This is a genomic window from Citreimonas salinaria (assembly GCF_900107235.1).
Classification (GTDB): Bacteria; Pseudomonadota; Alphaproteobacteria; order Rhodobacterales; family Rhodobacteraceae; genus Citreimonas; species Citreimonas salinaria.
In genome coordinates this window covers 196236-211535 of sequence record NZ_FNPF01000005.1, presented here as the reverse complement: position 1 = coordinate 211535, position 15300 = coordinate 196236, and the positions used below count along the sequence as shown (strand labels likewise).

Genomic DNA, 15300 nt, shown 5'->3' with positions numbered 1-15300 from the left:
GATTGAATTTTGTGGTTAGTTCAACAACAGTAGTAGAGGCCCTCAGATCTCCGCGCCCGACGATCAAGAACGTGTTTTGTGGTTAAGGTTCGGACAAATTTCAACGCCTTGCGTTACGTAACCGAAGCGCACCGTATGTGGGGCCCATCAAAAAGCAAGAGATCTTATCCCTGAGGAACGCCTCCTCCTCGGAGAGCTGCTATAATCGCAAGGAATCGCCGCGGCGGAGGGCGTTGAATCATGTCGCTATCTGATGCACAGGACTGGGTCGAACGAATGCGCCAGTCCACCGTCGTCTTTCTAATCGAGATTCTTGTGGGCTTGCTCGCCATCGCGGGTTTCGTAATTTCGTTAGCCAGCATTTCGCTGTCTATGCGTGAAATCCGTCATGCGCAGGTGGTTAACGGCTGGCAGATCCTGGGCACAACCTCGCCCGGCAATTCAGGTAAGATCGAGGCTCTGACATTCCTCGCGGGGCAGGGCATTTCGCGCGACGGCGTCGACGTCAGCTGCACCAGAATGAAGGGCGGAGTTCCTGTAACGCGAAGCCGTCCTTGGCGCGCGCATAACAGCCGTCTTGCACCACTTACTGTACAGGAGGGTGCCCCCGCTCCTCCGCCGGCTCCATGCCCGATACGGACGTACCTGCGCGCGCTTGATCTTTCCCCCGGCGCAATCGGACATCGCACTAGCCTGAAGAACGCGAATTTTGGCGGGACAGATCTCACCGGTGCGGACCTTTCGGAGGCGGACATGCAGGCTGCGATTCTGGACCACGCAGACCTAAGCGGGATCTCGATGCAGAATACCAACCTTCGCGATGCGAGTTTAATACAAACCCTAGGCTGGCCCGATCTGTCTTCGGCGAACCTGTCAGGAGCACAAATAATCGGAAGCGAAATTGGCCGCCTCGACTTAAAGCACGACACGCTGCCCCTCACGATCTCAGGTTCGACAGTCCAGCATTTGAAGCTTGACGCGGAGCGCGGGAGCAATGCTTTTTCGGCTTATGACAGCTCGATAGAGGTCCTTGAAGCGCCCCAAGCCCACCTCCCAGCTCTCGGAGGACTGGACAAGGCCATAATTCTCGAGGCCGATTTAAGCGGATCCCGCGGTCGGGCTTTGAATGACACAGAATCTGGTCCATCTGTCGTTTTCGAAGACGCGCTTTTCCAGAACGCGGACTTCTCGGGCGCCATTCTAAATGGCGTTGTTTTTCGCAATGTCAGAATAATCGACAGCAATTTCGCAAATGCGGATTTCGAGGGCGCTACATTGGAAAATGTCGATATCACCGGTACAGTATTTTGCGATGATTCATCTTGTGCAACCGGCCTAAACCAGAACCAACTCGACCAAACCTTTGTGATGCGGGGTGACGGAGCTGGTCTGGACGGAACTCGGGCCTTCGGCATCAGGGAGTCGGCCTCAAACAGTAGGTCCCGGATCATCGATGAGGTATTTTCCGGTGCCCATTACGGCCGCATCTGCGTCGATACCGTTCATCCATCTCTCGAGGTTGTGGGGCAAGCTCGCAGGGTGAGCGAGATGAAATTACGCTGCTGGCCGGCACCGTAGTCGAAGTCGCCGCCTTTGTCTCGCATGCGGTCGTCCGTATACCAAAACAGTCGAACGTGAAGGTAACGATCCTTCGCCCGAGTCTTCTCTGGCGCCCTGTCTTCAGTCTACGCTAAGGCAACGACTTGGGAAGCAGTTGAACGATCATGCGCGAGACACTTCAAAGAATATGTGAGCTACAGCCCTTTTACTCTTCGAAAAATACGCCGGAGATGCAGGAGCGGGGTCGGTTGGTGCGCCATGTGCTGGCAGAGGAAATACGGGAGCTGGGGGAGCCGCTTTCTGCAGCGCTGGGACCATTTGGCAACGACTTCTTCGTAGAAGGATCGGATGGGATCGGACGCAAAACCGAACTTGCGTGGACCCGTTTCTGTTCCGAGAGTATGTCCCCCAGGCCAACCGATGGCTTCTACGTCGTCCTACATTTCTCGACGGACGGTTCCGGCGTTAACATCGCTGTGGGGTGCAGCTCCTCCAAGTTCCACAATGGCTACTCGGTCATTTTGCCGGCTGTAGAGCTGGACAGTCGGTGCGCGTGGGCGCGCTCGATCGTCCTTGAAGAACGTGGAAGCTTAGAACCTTTCACGGATGCTAGTGATTTTGGCGCCAGAGCCCCACTGCCAAAGTCCTTCGAGCGCGCAAGCGCACTCGTAAAGAAGGTTCCGTACAGCGCGATCGAAGACGCCGTCATGGAACGCCACCTCGTTGAATCGGCGAGGATGCTGCGCGCGATCTACGCCGCGCAACGCATCGGGCGCGAGCTTTCACCTGCTGATCAAGCCGAACTGGATATCCTGAATGTCACGAAGCCGACTTCGATGATCGCCCGTGGCCAAGGATTCGGATTGACGGCCAAAGAGCGAAAGGCTGTAGAGCTTCGCGCTATGGCTTTGGCGGGGCAATGGCTGCGCGACAACGGCTACAACCCGAAGGACACCTCGGCCACCAAGCCCTACGACTTCGAAGCGACAAGCGGCGACGAGAAATTGTACGTGGAGGTGAAGGGAACGACGAGCGATGTCGCCGACGCCATCGCCATGACGCACGGGGAAGTAAATCTGCACCGCAACAAAAAGGGACAGACCGCCTTGATGATTGTAACCGGCATCCGGTTGCAGAAGGAGCCAAGTGCCCCAACAGCCACAGGCGGAACTCTCGAGACTCACGTTGGATGGGACATCGACGCGTGGTCGCTCCATCCAACAGCATACCGGGTGGAGCGAAGCCGCGACTAGCTCCAGGAGATGCGATCGCCGGGCGCGCCGGGCCAGAGCATGGCTGGGTCCTTATTGTGGACCAAGTTGTGCGGCAGGCCACTGGAAGCCCGGCAAAGCTCAAGGGCTTCTTCCGCAGTTTCGGCGAGGGCATAGCCCCATTTTGAGGGGTGCCGCTCACCGGTCATTGAGGCTTCAAGCTTCCAAACTCGCATACGCCAGCGTGGCCTAGAATGGTTAACAAATTCCTGCTGTTCGGGGTGCGAGCGGAGCACGTGCTAACGACCGGCCTACGTGGCGTTGGCGTGCGCTAGTAGCTTCTCTCCGCTCGCCGATGCCGCGCCACGGTAGGAGGGCCCTTAGCAAAGCTGCTCTTCCGCTGCACCCAAAGTCGCGTTCAATAACGGCTTTCTCGCTGCGAAGCGCGCAGTAATTTCTAAACAGCTTTGCTTTCCTTGAAGGGACATGCGAACGCTCGCGAGAGATACTGCAGCCAAATAGAGACGGTTCCAGTCGCAGAAGAGATGGCGCGCAACTACTAACGAGGTTACTGTGTGATGGATTTCCTGTTGGACTGGCCAATCCTGAGATGGGACGCGGTTAGGGGTATCGCTAACAATGGGCTGACACGCGCCGCGGGAATTATTCCGTTGGTGGGCTACCTCATCCTATTCAATGACAGAATAGCCGACTTCATGTCCTTTAACACGATCGCAGGTGTAGGCGAGCTCTCTCCTTCGCCCTTTCTCTTCGATGGGATCGTCAAGCTGAGGCTCACGTTTTTTGGCAGCCTATTCTTGCTTTCCTCTTATTGCCTTTTTCGAATATTCCGGCCGGCGGTTTTAAATGAAGCAAGGGGAGATTTAGATTTCTCTTCGCGAGTTTGGGAAACTTATAGTGTTTACGAAATTGCCTTCATGGAGGATCAAGTGTTCTCGGATCGTTGGCGGCCTCGCACGAAATCATTCTGGGTTATACTTGGGCGCGTTCGCCAGAGGAAGCCCGTGCTATCCGGGTACCGCCCAGACGTCCGCAGTGCCATGTTTGCGCAACACGGAGACTACATCCGCTTTCTTTCGCGCGAATGGTGGATGGGGATGATGCATACGTACAGGGGCGCGCGAGTAGCCGCGATGGTATTCGGGATTGGTGGTTATCTTTTTCTGGCAGTGCCGTCGATAGACATTGCTCAAGCTGTGTTACGTGAAGTCGTCTGGGGGCGGTAGGTCGATCAGAACTCCCTACGAAAAATCAGATTGACACGAGCTTCCTCTGTGATCGGGCAAAGCGCATTACGAATGATTGGTCAGAGTGCCTACGGGTAAATGGTGAATTTGACTCAGCCGGTGAGCGGAAGAACTGGATGGCGAGAATGGCAGTATCGGCTCCCCCGAGTAGCCCATACCCTGCACAGCATTCCCTTGACACTCCCGCAGCTGCAATTCCAGATGCGGCTCAAGCCCGCGGGTACAGGAGAGCAGCCATGCGCACTGACTTCGATTCCGAACTGGAAGAGCGCCTCGTCCGCTACGCCATGATCGATAGCCAAAGCGACGGGCACAGCCCGACGGTGCCTAGCACGCAAATTCAGCTCGATATGTCGCGCTTGCTGATGGACGAGTTGAAGGCGATGGGGGCGCAGGACGTGACCCTGAGCCAGGACAGCGTCGTTTTGGCGACTATTCCCGCGACCGAAGGAGTCGACGCTCCGGTGATGGGCTGGCTCGCCCATGTCGACACTGCCCCCCAGTTTGCCGCGACTGGGGTGAAGCCGGTGGTGCATCGCGGCTACAACGGCGGCGACATCAGCTTTGTCGACGCGCCCGACCTGCGCCTGTCGCCCGGAGAGTTTCCCTATCTCTCCGAAAAGGTCGGCGAGGACATCATCACTGCCAGCGGTACCACCCTTCTGGGCGCCGACGACAAGGCAGGTGTCGCGGTGGTCATGACAGCCGCCAGGCACCTGCTGAACAACCCCGACATCGAGCACGGGAAAATCCGTCTGGCCTTTGTTCCTGACGAGGAAATCGGGCGCGGGGTCACGCCGAACCTTCCGGCCGATCTGGCGGCGGATTTCGCCTATACCTTTGACGGATCGATGCCCGGTGAAGTGGAGTTCGAAAGCTTTTCCGCAGATTCAGGCGTGGTCAAGATCACCGGCGTGTCGATCCACCCCGGCTGGGCTAAGGACGAGTTGGTCAACGCTCTGCACCTTGGGTCTAAAGTGCTCACGACGCTGCCCCACGTCACCATGACTCCCGAAACTACCGAAGGCCGAGAGGGCTTCATCCACGCGGTGTCGATGACGGGAAGTGCGGCGCAGGTCGAAATGCACTTCATCCTCCGCGACTTCGAGATGGAAGGGCTGGAGGCCAAGGGCGCCCTCTTGCAGCAGGTCTGCGAAACAGTGGCCGCAACCGAGCCGCGCGCGCGGATCACCTGCGACATCACCCACCAGTACCGCAACATGCGCTACTGGCTGGAAAAGGACATGACGCCCGTGGACTTGGCCACCGCCGCCGTGCGCAAGGCCGGAATGGAGCCTGTATCCGGCGCAATCCGAGGCGGAACTGACGGGTCACGCCTGACCGAGTTCGGCACGCCGTGCCCCAACATTTTTTGCGGCATGCAAAACGTGCACGGCCCGCTGGAGTGGGTGTCGGTGCAAGACATGGCCAAGGCGACTCTGGTGGCGCTGAACCTTGCCATCGGCGTGGCGGAACTGGACGGGCCCGACTGATCATCATTTTTTTTCGATTCTGCATATGAAGCAGTATCGATCTGTCTCGCAGATACTGGTGCGAGATGTCAGTCAAAGCTAGCTGTCCCATCATATCGCTCGCCCAGATCCCATCTGGCAAGGATTAGCGGTCGTTCAGGCAAGGCGCAGCGGGCTGCTGAAAGGAGCCGGAAAATCGCGCAAGAACCACGCCAGGATTTGGCCTAATGGCGCGCCGCGCCGCCAGTCGGCTCCTGAACATTAAGCCGTCGAGCGAACCCCACGTTAAACTGCTTCAACATAACGATAAACGCTCACATAATCGTAGCCGGTGCGGGGCCGATTATCACCCGCTATTTCTTCGGGGGAACAGGAATGGTCAAGCGCACAAAAAGGTACGCTGCTACAAACGAAAATCTGCTGAAATATGCGCTGGCGCCGACGATGCGTTGGCTGATCGCCGCCGCTCTCGACGGCTCGACCATGACCTACGGGGCAGTAAAGGCTCGGCTCGAAACGGAAGAGGGTTTCTCGACGGTGTTCGCGACTCGGATCGGCCTTGTAGCAGGCGCACTAATGCACCGGATCCAGAAAGCGGATCCCGCTGCCCCGCTCATTAACGTTTTGGTGGTGAACCAGCAGGATCAAATGCCGAGCGAGGGCGCGGGTCCGTTCATGGCGAGGCGGTTCAAGAACGAGAATCTTATTCGAACTGATTATAAGCAGCGCCATCCCGCCAAGTGGCGGGAATATTTTGATCGTGCGGCCGCTGAAGTCTATGCAGCCTCGGCCGAAGAGTGGGCTTTGCTCTACCAGAAGGTATTCGACACCAGCTTGCCGCAGGACTGGATCGCTGCCGAGCGCGACAAGCGTCACAATGGCAACGAGGATGATTTTGGTGCCGGTGGCCGCAAATACGGACCCGGCGGCGAGGGCGAGCTGCACAAGTCGCTGCGACTTTGGGTTACCGCGAACCCAGAGAAACTTCGACGGTCCTGCAAAGGAGCGCGAAGTGAAACCGAAGTCTGCCTAGACTCTGGCGATCGCATCGACGTGGTGTATCATCTCGTCGATCGAACAATTGTACTCGAAGTGAAGTCGCGGATTTCGAATGATGTTGATCTCAGACGTGGCGTCTACCAGTGCATCAAGTATCGCGCAGTTAAGGCCGCGATGGATGTGCGCGAGAATGTACCCGTCGAAGCTATACTGGTCACTGAAGGTAAGCCTTCCGGGGAAATAATGGCCCTGCTGAGGCAGCACGATATCCGTCATTTCAATGCGCCGCTTGTACGTGACTGACTGCAGCAGACGTAATCTCGGGTGCATCAAAAATCCTATGTTGACTGAAAACGAAGCTCGGTTCCTCTATTAAGGATTGGCGCCGATTGCCGAGAGTATCCGGTAAACCTGCATCCGGGAGCAGCCGATTGCGCGCGCAATTTCAGTAGGATTCTGTCCGTCATCCGACAGCCGCTTCACCAGCTCGTAGTCGATCCGCCTCTTCCCGCCCTTGTATACCCGGTTTCCCTTCGCCCGCTCGATGCCCTCTCTCTGGCGCTCCTTGATGAAGCGACGCTCCATCTGGGCGACCATGCCTAACACAGTCATGACGACACGGCCCATTTCACCACGCGTCGAAACATGTGGGTCGAGAATGGTGACGAACGCACCTCGCTCGTCGCACTCGTGAACGATGTTCAGGACGTCGCGCGTGTCTCTACCAAGCCGGTCGATCCGAGTGACCATGAGTTCGTCGCCGGGCCGCAAGAACTCGATAATCGTTGCCAGTTCAGAGCGACCTGCACGGCTCGCGCCCGAAATCATTTCTGATCGAACTAAGTCGCAGCCCTCACGCTTTAGCCTGTCCTGTTGAATGGAAAGGTCTTGGTCAGTCGTGCTGACCCGTGCGTAGCCGATTTTCGCCATGTGTCACCTCAGGGTTTTGAGGTGACGCTACCCTGTCACAAATAGTCGCCGTCAACCCGGATGTTACGTGGCGATTGTGCTCAGACGAGCTGTTACTTCAGGGTATACCCTGAAGTGCGGCCTCGGCGCGACTGGCGGCGTAGCCCCGAACGATATGGATATCTGGGCGAATGCTGCTGTGCGGTTGGTTCAGGCAGAGCTGCCATTGGCGCTTCATCGCAGAAGCGGTCGCCGGTCATCGGAACTGAGCAATGCGAGAAAGAAATGCCGTGGCTGCGCTTGCATCAGATTCCGTTTTGGCCGAGCCTCAGTGAAAATTAGGAGATCGAAATGAGTGCGATTAGCCATTTCCAGAGGTACTCGCAGCGCGAGAACCACGTTACCAACAACACCCTGCTCATGTTGCGGCACGTGTATCGATCGTCGCCCAGACTGCTGGAGGACGTTCTTCAGGCGCTGCTTGAGGAAGACGAGGTCGAAATTGGCCCGCGCTTCGAGCAGCAGGTTGGAGCGGTGTACTCTATCCCCGACGCTGTAATAAGTCAGAAGCCACTGCATGTATACGTAGAGGCCAAACGCGGCGACGGACTTTACGACGATCAGCTGAAGCGGCACATGCGCTCAATCGCCGAAAAGAAGCATCCTGAGAACTCAGCCTTTCTAATCGGCTTGACAACCAACAGTACGGACGAGGACGACGATGAGCGGTGGAAGAAGAAGGCCCTTGAGAACGGCATCACCTTCGCCGCCACGACATACAGGGAACTGCTCGAAGCCCTTGAAGTGGCCTGCTCTGATGACCCCGAACTGCGGCAGATCTTCGATGACTACCAGACTTTCATTGGCGGCGAGAGTCTTCTGCCGGATCAACACCGCAAGCTGGTCGCGATGCTTTGCGGTCAGTCGTGGCGTGAGAACATCGCGCACGGAGCTTACTTCGAACCGGCGCAACGGAACCCGAAATGGACTCGGGCGCACTTCTTAGGGATCTATCGCCTAAAGCGTATCAGTCACGTTGGCCGACTGGTTGCCGCAGCCGTATGCCGGAAAGAGAATGGTGATCTAATCGTCGAGGCCGAGGAGTTTGGATCGCTGAGCGCCGAGCATCGGGACCGCATCCGTGCCATCATTGGCGAAGCAGAGGTTTATTTTAGAGGCTTCGCGTCTGCGCCCCACCGATATTATCTGGTCGACCGCTTCGCTGAGACAGATGTTCGCAAGGTGTCTTCGGGTGGCATGATGGGGCATCGGTACCTCGACATTGCAGAACTAGGGCAAACCGACGAATTGCAGCAGGACGTTTCTTCGCAAGATGTTGGCGCCCTTCTGAGGGGGGCAACGTACGATTAGGAATACCAGTTGGCGTTCCTCGATGCCTTCGCCAATCCGCGCTCCAATAGTCCCTCGCGCACTTCGCGGCCGTCGCTGCTGTAGAGAACCGCGAGGTCCCTCCCGTAGCCGCCTGCGCCGCGCTCATTGCTCATGCCGCCAATGATGGCACCTAGAAGGAGAGCAGGCGCGACTTACGAGTGGCCCTGAAAGAAGGCAGGTCACTGGCGCTGTCCCGCAGCATTGTTCACCTCGTGGCCGTCAGCAACGCGGGACAAAGCGGTAGTTTGAGAACGTCACGCTTAAGACTACTTCAAGTTCGAAGCAGCCGACCTTTAGACTGAATAAGAAGGTTGCGAATGGGATCAGAATTTCAGATTTGCTAACATTAGAATGCTGCCATGCCCATAATAAAGCGGCCGTACTTTTTTCGAAGAAGTATACCCAACTCCTCCGTCGACCCGACACCACAAAGCTCATGTCGGGTGATCACTAGAATGATTTCATCATCTTGGCTGAACACGTCGCGGAGGTGCGCGTGGGCAGCGGTTACATCATTTGCATCACCCGTTATGCCATTAGCCGCGAAAAGCAATCCAAACTTGAGCTTCATCCTATGAACTTTGGATGTAAACGCCCGGAGAGTGGCAGTGTTTACCGGCGCTGCCCAATTCTTGCATTCGATAATCATCAATGGCGGAAAAAAGGGTAGCCCTGCTCCTGCCACTTGATGGTTGTACAAAATCAGATCGATTTCAAGCGACCCGGGGAGGTCTTCAACATTGCGATCTATCAATCCGACCCCGTCGAACAGGCACATGGTCTGCTCAACGACGTCTTCCAATGCCTTACCTTTTTGGTCAGTGTTTCCGGCGTCACCAGCGGCAAGATGATTGAGAATATCTGCTTGAACAATTGCTACCATCTACGCCGATCCATGAGCGGCACGATTGCGCAAACCCCGGACGTGGCGGCCAAGATTGCCGTTTTGTGCAAGGGCAATGAACTTCTCTACGGACATCCAAAAGACGTAAGGCGACATTTGACGCCGCTTCGGCGGTGGTTCGTTCTCGGATAGGAGGAAGCCACATCTAACGCCGGAGACTTGCATGAAGTCCAGAAGCTGTTTCTCGGCGCGCTTCGCTGCCGATGCATCAAGTAATTGCCCCTTTATTTCGATGACTGCAGGGTCGAACAGTTCTGCGTCCTGCGATCCAAGCCACATGAGGAGATCAGGTCGGATGCGCGAATCCCCGTTTTTCGGCTCAGCAATCGCGCTGCCTCCGACGTCCGTGATTGTTGCGTAAACTCGGGCCTCGAGCTGTGAGTGAAACTGCTGCGCAGGCACAGTAGGCTCTTCCGGCTCAAAAACACGCGATGAAAACGACCGGCGGTCTCTCTCAAATACTGTCTCGTGTGGCGTAGACAGAAACGCGTCCAAATGGAAGGACAACGCAGCCCCCTCAGAGAGCTTCGTGTCCACGAAAGAAAACAGTGATCGGGCAACCTTTCCAACACGCTTGCTAATAGCGATGGCAAAAACGGGCTTGTTCAATCCTTCCGCGAGCCCAACTTCGTAGAGAACTCGCTGATCATTCTGGGTCCCGTCAAGAACGGCAACAACGAAGTCACAACGCTGGATCGTCGGCGCGTACCCTGTTCCGGCGGGGGCATCCTCTGACCAATTCCATGCGATATTTCGTTCGCCCAAGAGGGTGGGTAGCACGCCTAAATCCATGCCATAGGGCGCGGATATGAAACACCGGGAATAGTGGTGGTGCAGATTCTTTCTCATGATCCAGATCATATCCTACCATCGTGGATGTGCCTAGAGGGCTAAATCTATTCTCACATTCAGATCGAGCCTAGAGCATATCGCGCATCGGACACGTCAATGCGGGCATCCAGCTCTCAATCGTCTGTCTTCTAGGACCTTTGAAGCATACCTTCGGAGCCAGCGCAGCGACTGGCCGCTCTTCGCCCTCTTGTGTCGCCGACGTGACCGACCCAATGCTGACCTTGGTGCGAAATGTGTCTAATGACCGCTCCAAGCCCGAAGCGGTCACTCGATATTATAATCACCCGACTCAAAATCTAACAAATCGTTGCCTAACTGACCGCGAATTTTTTTCGCGCCTTCGGGTATGACTATGATGAATTTTTGCGTATTTGCAGCAAGGCCGAGAAGCGTAGAAGCCGCTGACTTGCTGTGCTTAGTCTTTTTTGTACGCTCACCTATTGCGACTCTTCCGACAAAACGCCCTCGGTACTCGACAGTGTAGGTCTCAGTCGCGGGCGGACTGGAAGTGCCGACCAATGCATTGACCAACGGGGGTTCATTCTTCTGAAACGTCCCGGTTGCGACGAAGCTCTCACCTTCTATCCTGACATCCAATTCACAGTCTGGGTCAATCATTGTCTTAGGAACATCGTCGGGCGCTCGCTGCCAAAGATGTTCGCCTACATGGCTAAGGAAGTCGCTCTTCGAACTAACCCCTTTCAACTTGTCTTTGTGGGTTTTAGTTTCCTCTTCCGGAATTTTCTTCAACCGGACAAGCGCCGACGCCACATTGTCGTGGTAGCTCGGATGCTTCTGGGCTTCCTTGAGTAACTCCTCAGCTTCAGACAAGAGTCCAGAGCCTATGAATTGGTATGCAAGGTTGCTCATTGCAAGTGTTTCATCTTTTTCTGCAGCCTTCCGGAAAGCATCAATTGATTTTCCACTTAACGAGAAGTGCTGATAGGCGACCCCCAAGTTGTTCCAGACCATTCCACTCCTCTGGCTGGCAGGAATTTTTTCATAGTGGAACATGGAAAGAGCCTCATTGCCGGTCTGCGAATGGATATAGGCTAGGTCAAATCGCTTTGATATGTCAGTTGGATCGATAGAAAGCTCCCTTTCTAACATCGCAGCCTTTAATACATCGTCTTGGTACCAATCAGAAAGATCGGCAAGTTTGGCTAGCAGCAGCTCTTCACTTTCTGGACCGTCTACAAGATCTCGCATCTCTGCGACAATCACAGACACCTCTTCCCTGCTACCTTGCTTCTGCGAGATCCTCGCCAGTTCTCCCAAAAAACCAAGCTTTCGGTTGCGGTCATCGGTACACTCAATTGCTGCACGAAAATGGGCTTTAGCCTTCCTAAAATCCTCGAAGTGAAGATAGCCTTGCGCCACGCGTTGACGTACTAAAGGGTTTTTTCCGTACTCATCGCTTAGTGCGGCGAGGCTGGCCAAATCCCCATGCTCGGACCAGCTCAGCTTAAAAAACTCGCAAAACGATTTCCACTCGCCGATCGCATCGAGATCCTCGGGACGGAGCGTCTCAAGGTAGGCCTCTGAAACCTTGTTCGAATGCGCCTCATCGTTGCTGAACAAACCCATGAGGAATTGATGCTCAAAATCATTCAAATCCGCCGAAGGGTCTGGTATGCGGAGTTCCTTGTTTGACGCCTCTCCGCTCTCATCCGGCTTTTGCACAGATAAGGCTTTTTCCCCGCGCTTCTCGGCCGCAACGCCATCTTGGGGATTGAGTGAATTAACATTTTCAAGAAATTCTCGACGCTTTTGACTTATCACAACTTGTTTGGTTGTGATCTCAAAGTTTGCGCGCAGAGTCTCAATGAATTCTGTGACTCGATCTTCATCATTGAGGAAAAAGCCAATCTCGCGAGGATCTAAAGCTCCATCTCTAAACTTAACATCGCTTAGGTCGAAATCTGGCGTAAAGATTGCCGCATGCTGGTTTTCTACGATCCAGGCTGCTCCCATCTCGTTAAGGCAAGCGACGCTTGAATAATACTCTGCAGACAGCAAGAAGATAACGAATGGTCGGTCGGATATTTGAGTCTTCAACCAATCAAAAATATTATTGCCGACTGGAATTCCGTATGAGGTGTTGCTTGTAAAGACAATGCTCTCGTGGGCAACACCCAATCCAGTCAGCAGGTTCACTAAAGCCTGCCCATAAACTGCGTTTTTTGATGAGTGCGAAATGAAAATCTTCATTATCGAGCCATGCGTTGCTGAGATTAAACCCGCATTCTATTTGATCGGGTCTCCCAGCGAATGTTGCTCTAACCAGAAAGCATGTTCAACCCTCGAAGTTCCGAGTATGTTCACTTGCTGAAGCGGCACTGTGATCCAGTAGCTTTTAGTTGGTCGAGTCTGATCCGCTAAGGGCATGCCGCCAAGCTTTGCAAAGCCCGCTTCCTGCGCATAGCGGACATCGGTACAAGGTGCAGCGAACTCCCGCTCCCCGCCCTTTCTGAACCGTGGTTCGTGGTGCAGCGAAAATCGATGCTCTCGCTCACCGATATGATTTGGATAGGCTCTGCCGGACCCGATTGCCGTGCGGTACAGAAAGAACCGGGCCGCGACGAATAACGCTTAGGACTCGTGTCTCGAGCCGAGCCTTCGCCGCGCACCTGAACGCTAAAGCAAGTGTGGGCTACAGTGTGGGCGGCCTCTTGCTTTGGTGGATAAAACTACCGATAATTCAGTAGCTTAAGCCAGTGTAGTGGCGGAGAGACAGGGATTCGAACCCTGGGACCCCGTGAAGGGTCAACGGTTTTCGAGACCGCCCCGTTCGACCACTCCGGCACCTCTCCGCGGTCTGGCGGGCATGTATCGCCTCGAGGCGGGGGGCGCAACAAGGAATTTTCGCTTCTTGCCGCGAGGCAGGGGAAACGCCGCATTTGCCATGCATTCGCGGACAGGCTTTGCCGCATCCGCCGGCGCGTCGCGCCGAAGCGACGGCGGCTATTGGAAATGACGGTCACCGGGCCTACCTTCGCCGCGTCGCATGCAGGAGTTCCGATGCTGGTTCGTTTCACCGTCCTCGCGCTGGCGCTATCCGCCGCGCTGCCCGCCCGTGCGCAGGATGCGCGCGACCTTTACGACCTGCTGCGGCTGGATGACCTGCTGGGCGTGATGCGCCTCGAGGGGCTGGCCTATGGACAGGAGCTGGGCTCGGACCTGTTCGGCGCGCCGCCGGGGCCCTCGTGGGCCGGCCTGCTGGACGAGATCTACGACACCGACCGCATGGAATCGCTGGTCGAGGCGCGATTCACCGCCGCCATCGACCCCGACGCCATCGCGCCCCTGGTGCGGTATTTCGACGGAGAGGACGGCCGCGAGATCGTGTCGCTGGAAATCGCCGCGCGCGAGGCCATGATCGACGACGCGGTCGAAGAGGCCGCGCGAGAGCGCTATCGCGAACTCGCGGCCGAAGACGATTCCCCGCGGCTCGAGCGTGTCGAGCGCTTCGTCGAGGCGGGCGACCTGGTCGAGGCCAACGTGGCCGGCGCGCTCAACGCGTCGCTGCGATTCTATTCCGGGCTGGCCGATGGCGGCGCGATCGACATGAGCGAGGACGAGATCCTGCGCGAGGTCTGGAGCACCGAGGAAGAAACCCGCGCCGACACCCGCGAATGGGTCTACGGATTCCTGCTGCTGGCCTACCGCCCGCTCGAACCAGAGGTGCTGGAAGCCTATGTCGACCTGGCCGAGGCCGATGCGGGCCGGGCGCTGAACGCGGCGTTGTTCGAAGCGTTCAACGCCATGTATGACGACATTTCCTACGCGCTCGGGCTGGCCGCGGCACGCGAGATGACGGTCCAGGAATTGTAGGCCGCGGCGCCCCGTCGCGCGCTTGACAAGGCGGGGTACCCCCTGCATAAGCGCGCGACGAGACGCAGGCCCCGCGGGGTCTTCCGTTCGCGTGATGTTGCACTGCCCGACCGGGTCGCTGCATCCACGCCCCGCACGGGGTACAGAAACAGGTCCATCACGGGGCCGTCACCATCGCCCACGACGGGGCGCGCCGTTCCAGGCGGCCGGGATGCCGGCCACGACACTGCCGTTCGCAGGGGCCGAAGAACGCGGGAAACGAGAAGGAAAGACACCAATGTTCGCGGTGATGAAAACCGGCGGCAAGCAGTACAAGGTCCAGCAGGGCGACATGCTCCGGATCGAGAAGCTGGCCGCAGACGCAGGCGAGACCATCCAGTTCAACGACGTCCTGATGCTGGGCGGCGACAAGACCGTGCTGGGCGCACCCACCGTGGCCGGCGCAGCCGTGCAGGCCGAGGTGATCGACCAGATCCGCGGCGAGAAGCTGATCCACTTCGTCAAGCGCCGCCGCAAGCACGGCTCGCAGCGCACCAAGGGCCACCGCCAGTCGCTGACGCTGATCAAGGTGACCGAGATCCTGGCCGAGGGCGCGGACAAGAGCGGTGTGAAGGCTGCGATCGGTGCCGGTTCGGTCAAGGCTGCTCCGGCAGCCACGGCCGACAAGGCCGCCGCAGCGAAGAAGGCCGCAGCGCCCAAGGCCGACGCGGCGCCCGCCGCGGGTGGCAACGACCTGACCAAGATCACCGGTGTCGGCCCCGCCGCCGCCAAGAAACTCAACGAAGCCGGCATCACCACGTTCGCCGATCTGGCCAAGGTCGATCCCGACACGTTCGAGGCGACCAAGGTCAAGCCCGAGTGGGTCGAGCAGGCCAACGATCTGGCCAAAGGCTAAGGAG

12 protein-coding genes and 1 tRNA gene are annotated in these 15300 nt (G+C 56.9%); 8 read left to right on the top strand and 5 right to left on the bottom strand.

The annotated features are described in order from the left end of the window. Positions 1 to 240 precede the first annotated feature (240 nt). From BLW27_RS08835 to BLW27_RS08815, 5 genes are all read left to right on the top strand, one after another. Entirely contained in the window at positions 241 to 1578 is a 1338-nt protein-coding gene (locus tag BLW27_RS08835) for a pentapeptide repeat-containing protein (protein ID WP_089882291.1), read from the top strand. 146 nt (positions 1579 to 1724) lie between these two features. Then, entirely contained in the window at positions 1725 to 2813 is a 1089-nt protein-coding gene (locus BLW27_RS08830; RefSeq protein WP_089882288.1) for an MrcB family domain-containing protein, read from the top strand. Between the two features lie 536 nt (positions 2814 to 3349). After that, positions 3350 to 4018: a hypothetical protein gene (locus BLW27_RS08825; RefSeq protein ID WP_089882286.1), complete on the top strand. Its 669-nt coding sequence runs from the start codon at positions 3350 to 3352 to the stop codon at positions 4016 to 4018. 257 nt (positions 4019 to 4275) lie between these two features. Beyond that, positions 4276 to 5532, top strand: a complete 1257-nt coding sequence (gene pepT / locus BLW27_RS08820; protein WP_089882284.1) for a peptidase T — start codon at positions 4276 to 4278, stop codon at positions 5530 to 5532. A 354-nt stretch (positions 5533 to 5886) separates the two neighbouring features. Further along, on the top strand, positions 5887 to 6813 hold the full coding sequence (locus tag BLW27_RS08815) for a hypothetical protein (protein WP_143042226.1): 927 nt from the start codon (positions 5887 to 5889) through the stop codon (positions 6811 to 6813). A 69-nt stretch (positions 6814 to 6882) separates the two neighbouring features. On the opposite strand, the gene BLW27_RS08810 is transcribed toward BLW27_RS08815, so the two are convergent. Continuing rightward, positions 6883 to 7440 (bottom strand): recombinase family protein, encoded by a 558-nt coding sequence (locus BLW27_RS08810; RefSeq protein ID WP_089882281.1) that lies wholly within the window; start codon positions 7438 to 7440, stop codon positions 6883 to 6885. Positions 7441 to 7770: 330 nt separating this feature from the next. Here BLW27_RS08810 and BLW27_RS08805 point away from each other — a divergent pair, with 330 nt between their 5' ends. Beyond that, positions 7771 to 8790, top strand: a complete 1020-nt coding sequence (locus BLW27_RS08805; RefSeq protein ID WP_089882279.1) for a PD-(D/E)XK nuclease family protein — start codon at positions 7771 to 7773, stop codon at positions 8788 to 8790. A 367-nt stretch (positions 8791 to 9157) separates the two neighbouring features. Here BLW27_RS08805 and BLW27_RS08800 read toward each other — a convergent pair whose 3' ends face one another. From BLW27_RS08800 to BLW27_RS08785, 4 genes are all read right to left on the bottom strand, one after another. Then, a complete protein-coding gene (locus BLW27_RS08800) occupies positions 9158 to 9694 on the bottom strand; it encodes a restriction endonuclease (protein WP_089882277.1) in 537 nt (178 codons plus the stop codon). After that, positions 9695 to 10564, bottom strand: a complete 870-nt coding sequence (locus BLW27_RS08795; protein ID WP_177177854.1) for a nucleoside 2-deoxyribosyltransferase — start codon at positions 10562 to 10564, stop codon at positions 9695 to 9697. It abuts the gene before it with no gap. Between the two features lie 267 nt (positions 10565 to 10831). After that, positions 10832 to 12778 (bottom strand): toll/interleukin-1 receptor domain-containing protein, encoded by a 1947-nt coding sequence (locus tag BLW27_RS08790; protein WP_089882274.1) that lies wholly within the window; start codon positions 12776 to 12778, stop codon positions 10832 to 10834. A gap of 512 nt (positions 12779 to 13290) precedes the next feature. Next, positions 13291 to 13380: transfer RNA gene (locus tag BLW27_RS08785), tRNA-Ser, on the bottom strand. Between the two features lie 208 nt (positions 13381 to 13588). Between BLW27_RS08785 and BLW27_RS08780 the strand changes: the two genes are divergently transcribed. Both BLW27_RS08780 and BLW27_RS08775 read left to right on the top strand, forming a co-directional pair. After that, on the top strand, positions 13589 to 14401 hold the full coding sequence (locus BLW27_RS08780; RefSeq protein WP_177177853.1) for a hypothetical protein: 813 nt from the start codon (positions 13589 to 13591) through the stop codon (positions 14399 to 14401). 277 nt (positions 14402 to 14678) lie between these two features. Further along, on the top strand, positions 14679 to 15296 hold the full coding sequence (locus tag BLW27_RS08775) for a 50S ribosomal protein L21 (RefSeq protein WP_089882273.1): 618 nt from the start codon (positions 14679 to 14681) through the stop codon (positions 15294 to 15296). Positions 15297 to 15300 lie beyond the last annotated feature (4 nt).

Excerpts from the sequence above, each read along its gene's own strand:
- BLW27_RS08835 (WP_089882291.1), top strand. The coding sequence starts at position 241 with ATGTCGCTATCTGATGCACAGGACTGGGTCGAACGAATGCGCCAGTCC.
- BLW27_RS08830 (WP_089882288.1), top strand. The coding sequence starts at position 1,725 with ATGCGCGAGACACTTCAAAGAATATGTGAGCTACAGCCCTTTTACTCT.
- BLW27_RS08825 (WP_089882286.1), top strand. The coding sequence starts at position 3,350 with ATGGATTTCCTGTTGGACTGGCCAATCCTGAGATGGGACGCGGTTAGG.
- pepT (WP_089882284.1), top strand. The coding sequence starts at position 4,276 with ATGCGCACTGACTTCGATTCCGAACTGGAAGAGCGCCTCGTCCGCTAC.
- BLW27_RS08815 (WP_143042226.1), top strand. The coding sequence starts at position 5,887 with ATGGTCAAGCGCACAAAAAGGTACGCTGCTACAAACGAAAATCTGCTG.
- BLW27_RS08810 (WP_089882281.1), bottom strand. The coding sequence starts at position 7,440 with ATGGCGAAAATCGGCTACGCACGGGTCAGCACGACTGACCAAGACCTT.
- BLW27_RS08805 (WP_089882279.1), top strand. The coding sequence starts at position 7,771 with ATGAGTGCGATTAGCCATTTCCAGAGGTACTCGCAGCGCGAGAACCAC.
- BLW27_RS08800 (WP_089882277.1), bottom strand. The coding sequence starts at position 9,694 with ATGGTAGCAATTGTTCAAGCAGATATTCTCAATCATCTTGCCGCTGGT.
- BLW27_RS08795 (WP_177177854.1), bottom strand. The coding sequence starts at position 10,564 with ATGAGAAAGAATCTGCACCACCACTATTCCCGGTGTTTCATATCCGCG.
- BLW27_RS08790 (WP_089882274.1), bottom strand. The coding sequence starts at position 12,778 with ATGAAGATTTTCATTTCGCACTCATCAAAAAACGCAGTTTATGGGCAG.
- BLW27_RS08780 (WP_177177853.1), top strand. The coding sequence starts at position 13,589 with ATGCTGGTTCGTTTCACCGTCCTCGCGCTGGCGCTATCCGCCGCGCTG.
- BLW27_RS08775 (WP_089882273.1), top strand. The coding sequence starts at position 14,679 with ATGTTCGCGGTGATGAAAACCGGCGGCAAGCAGTACAAGGTCCAGCAG.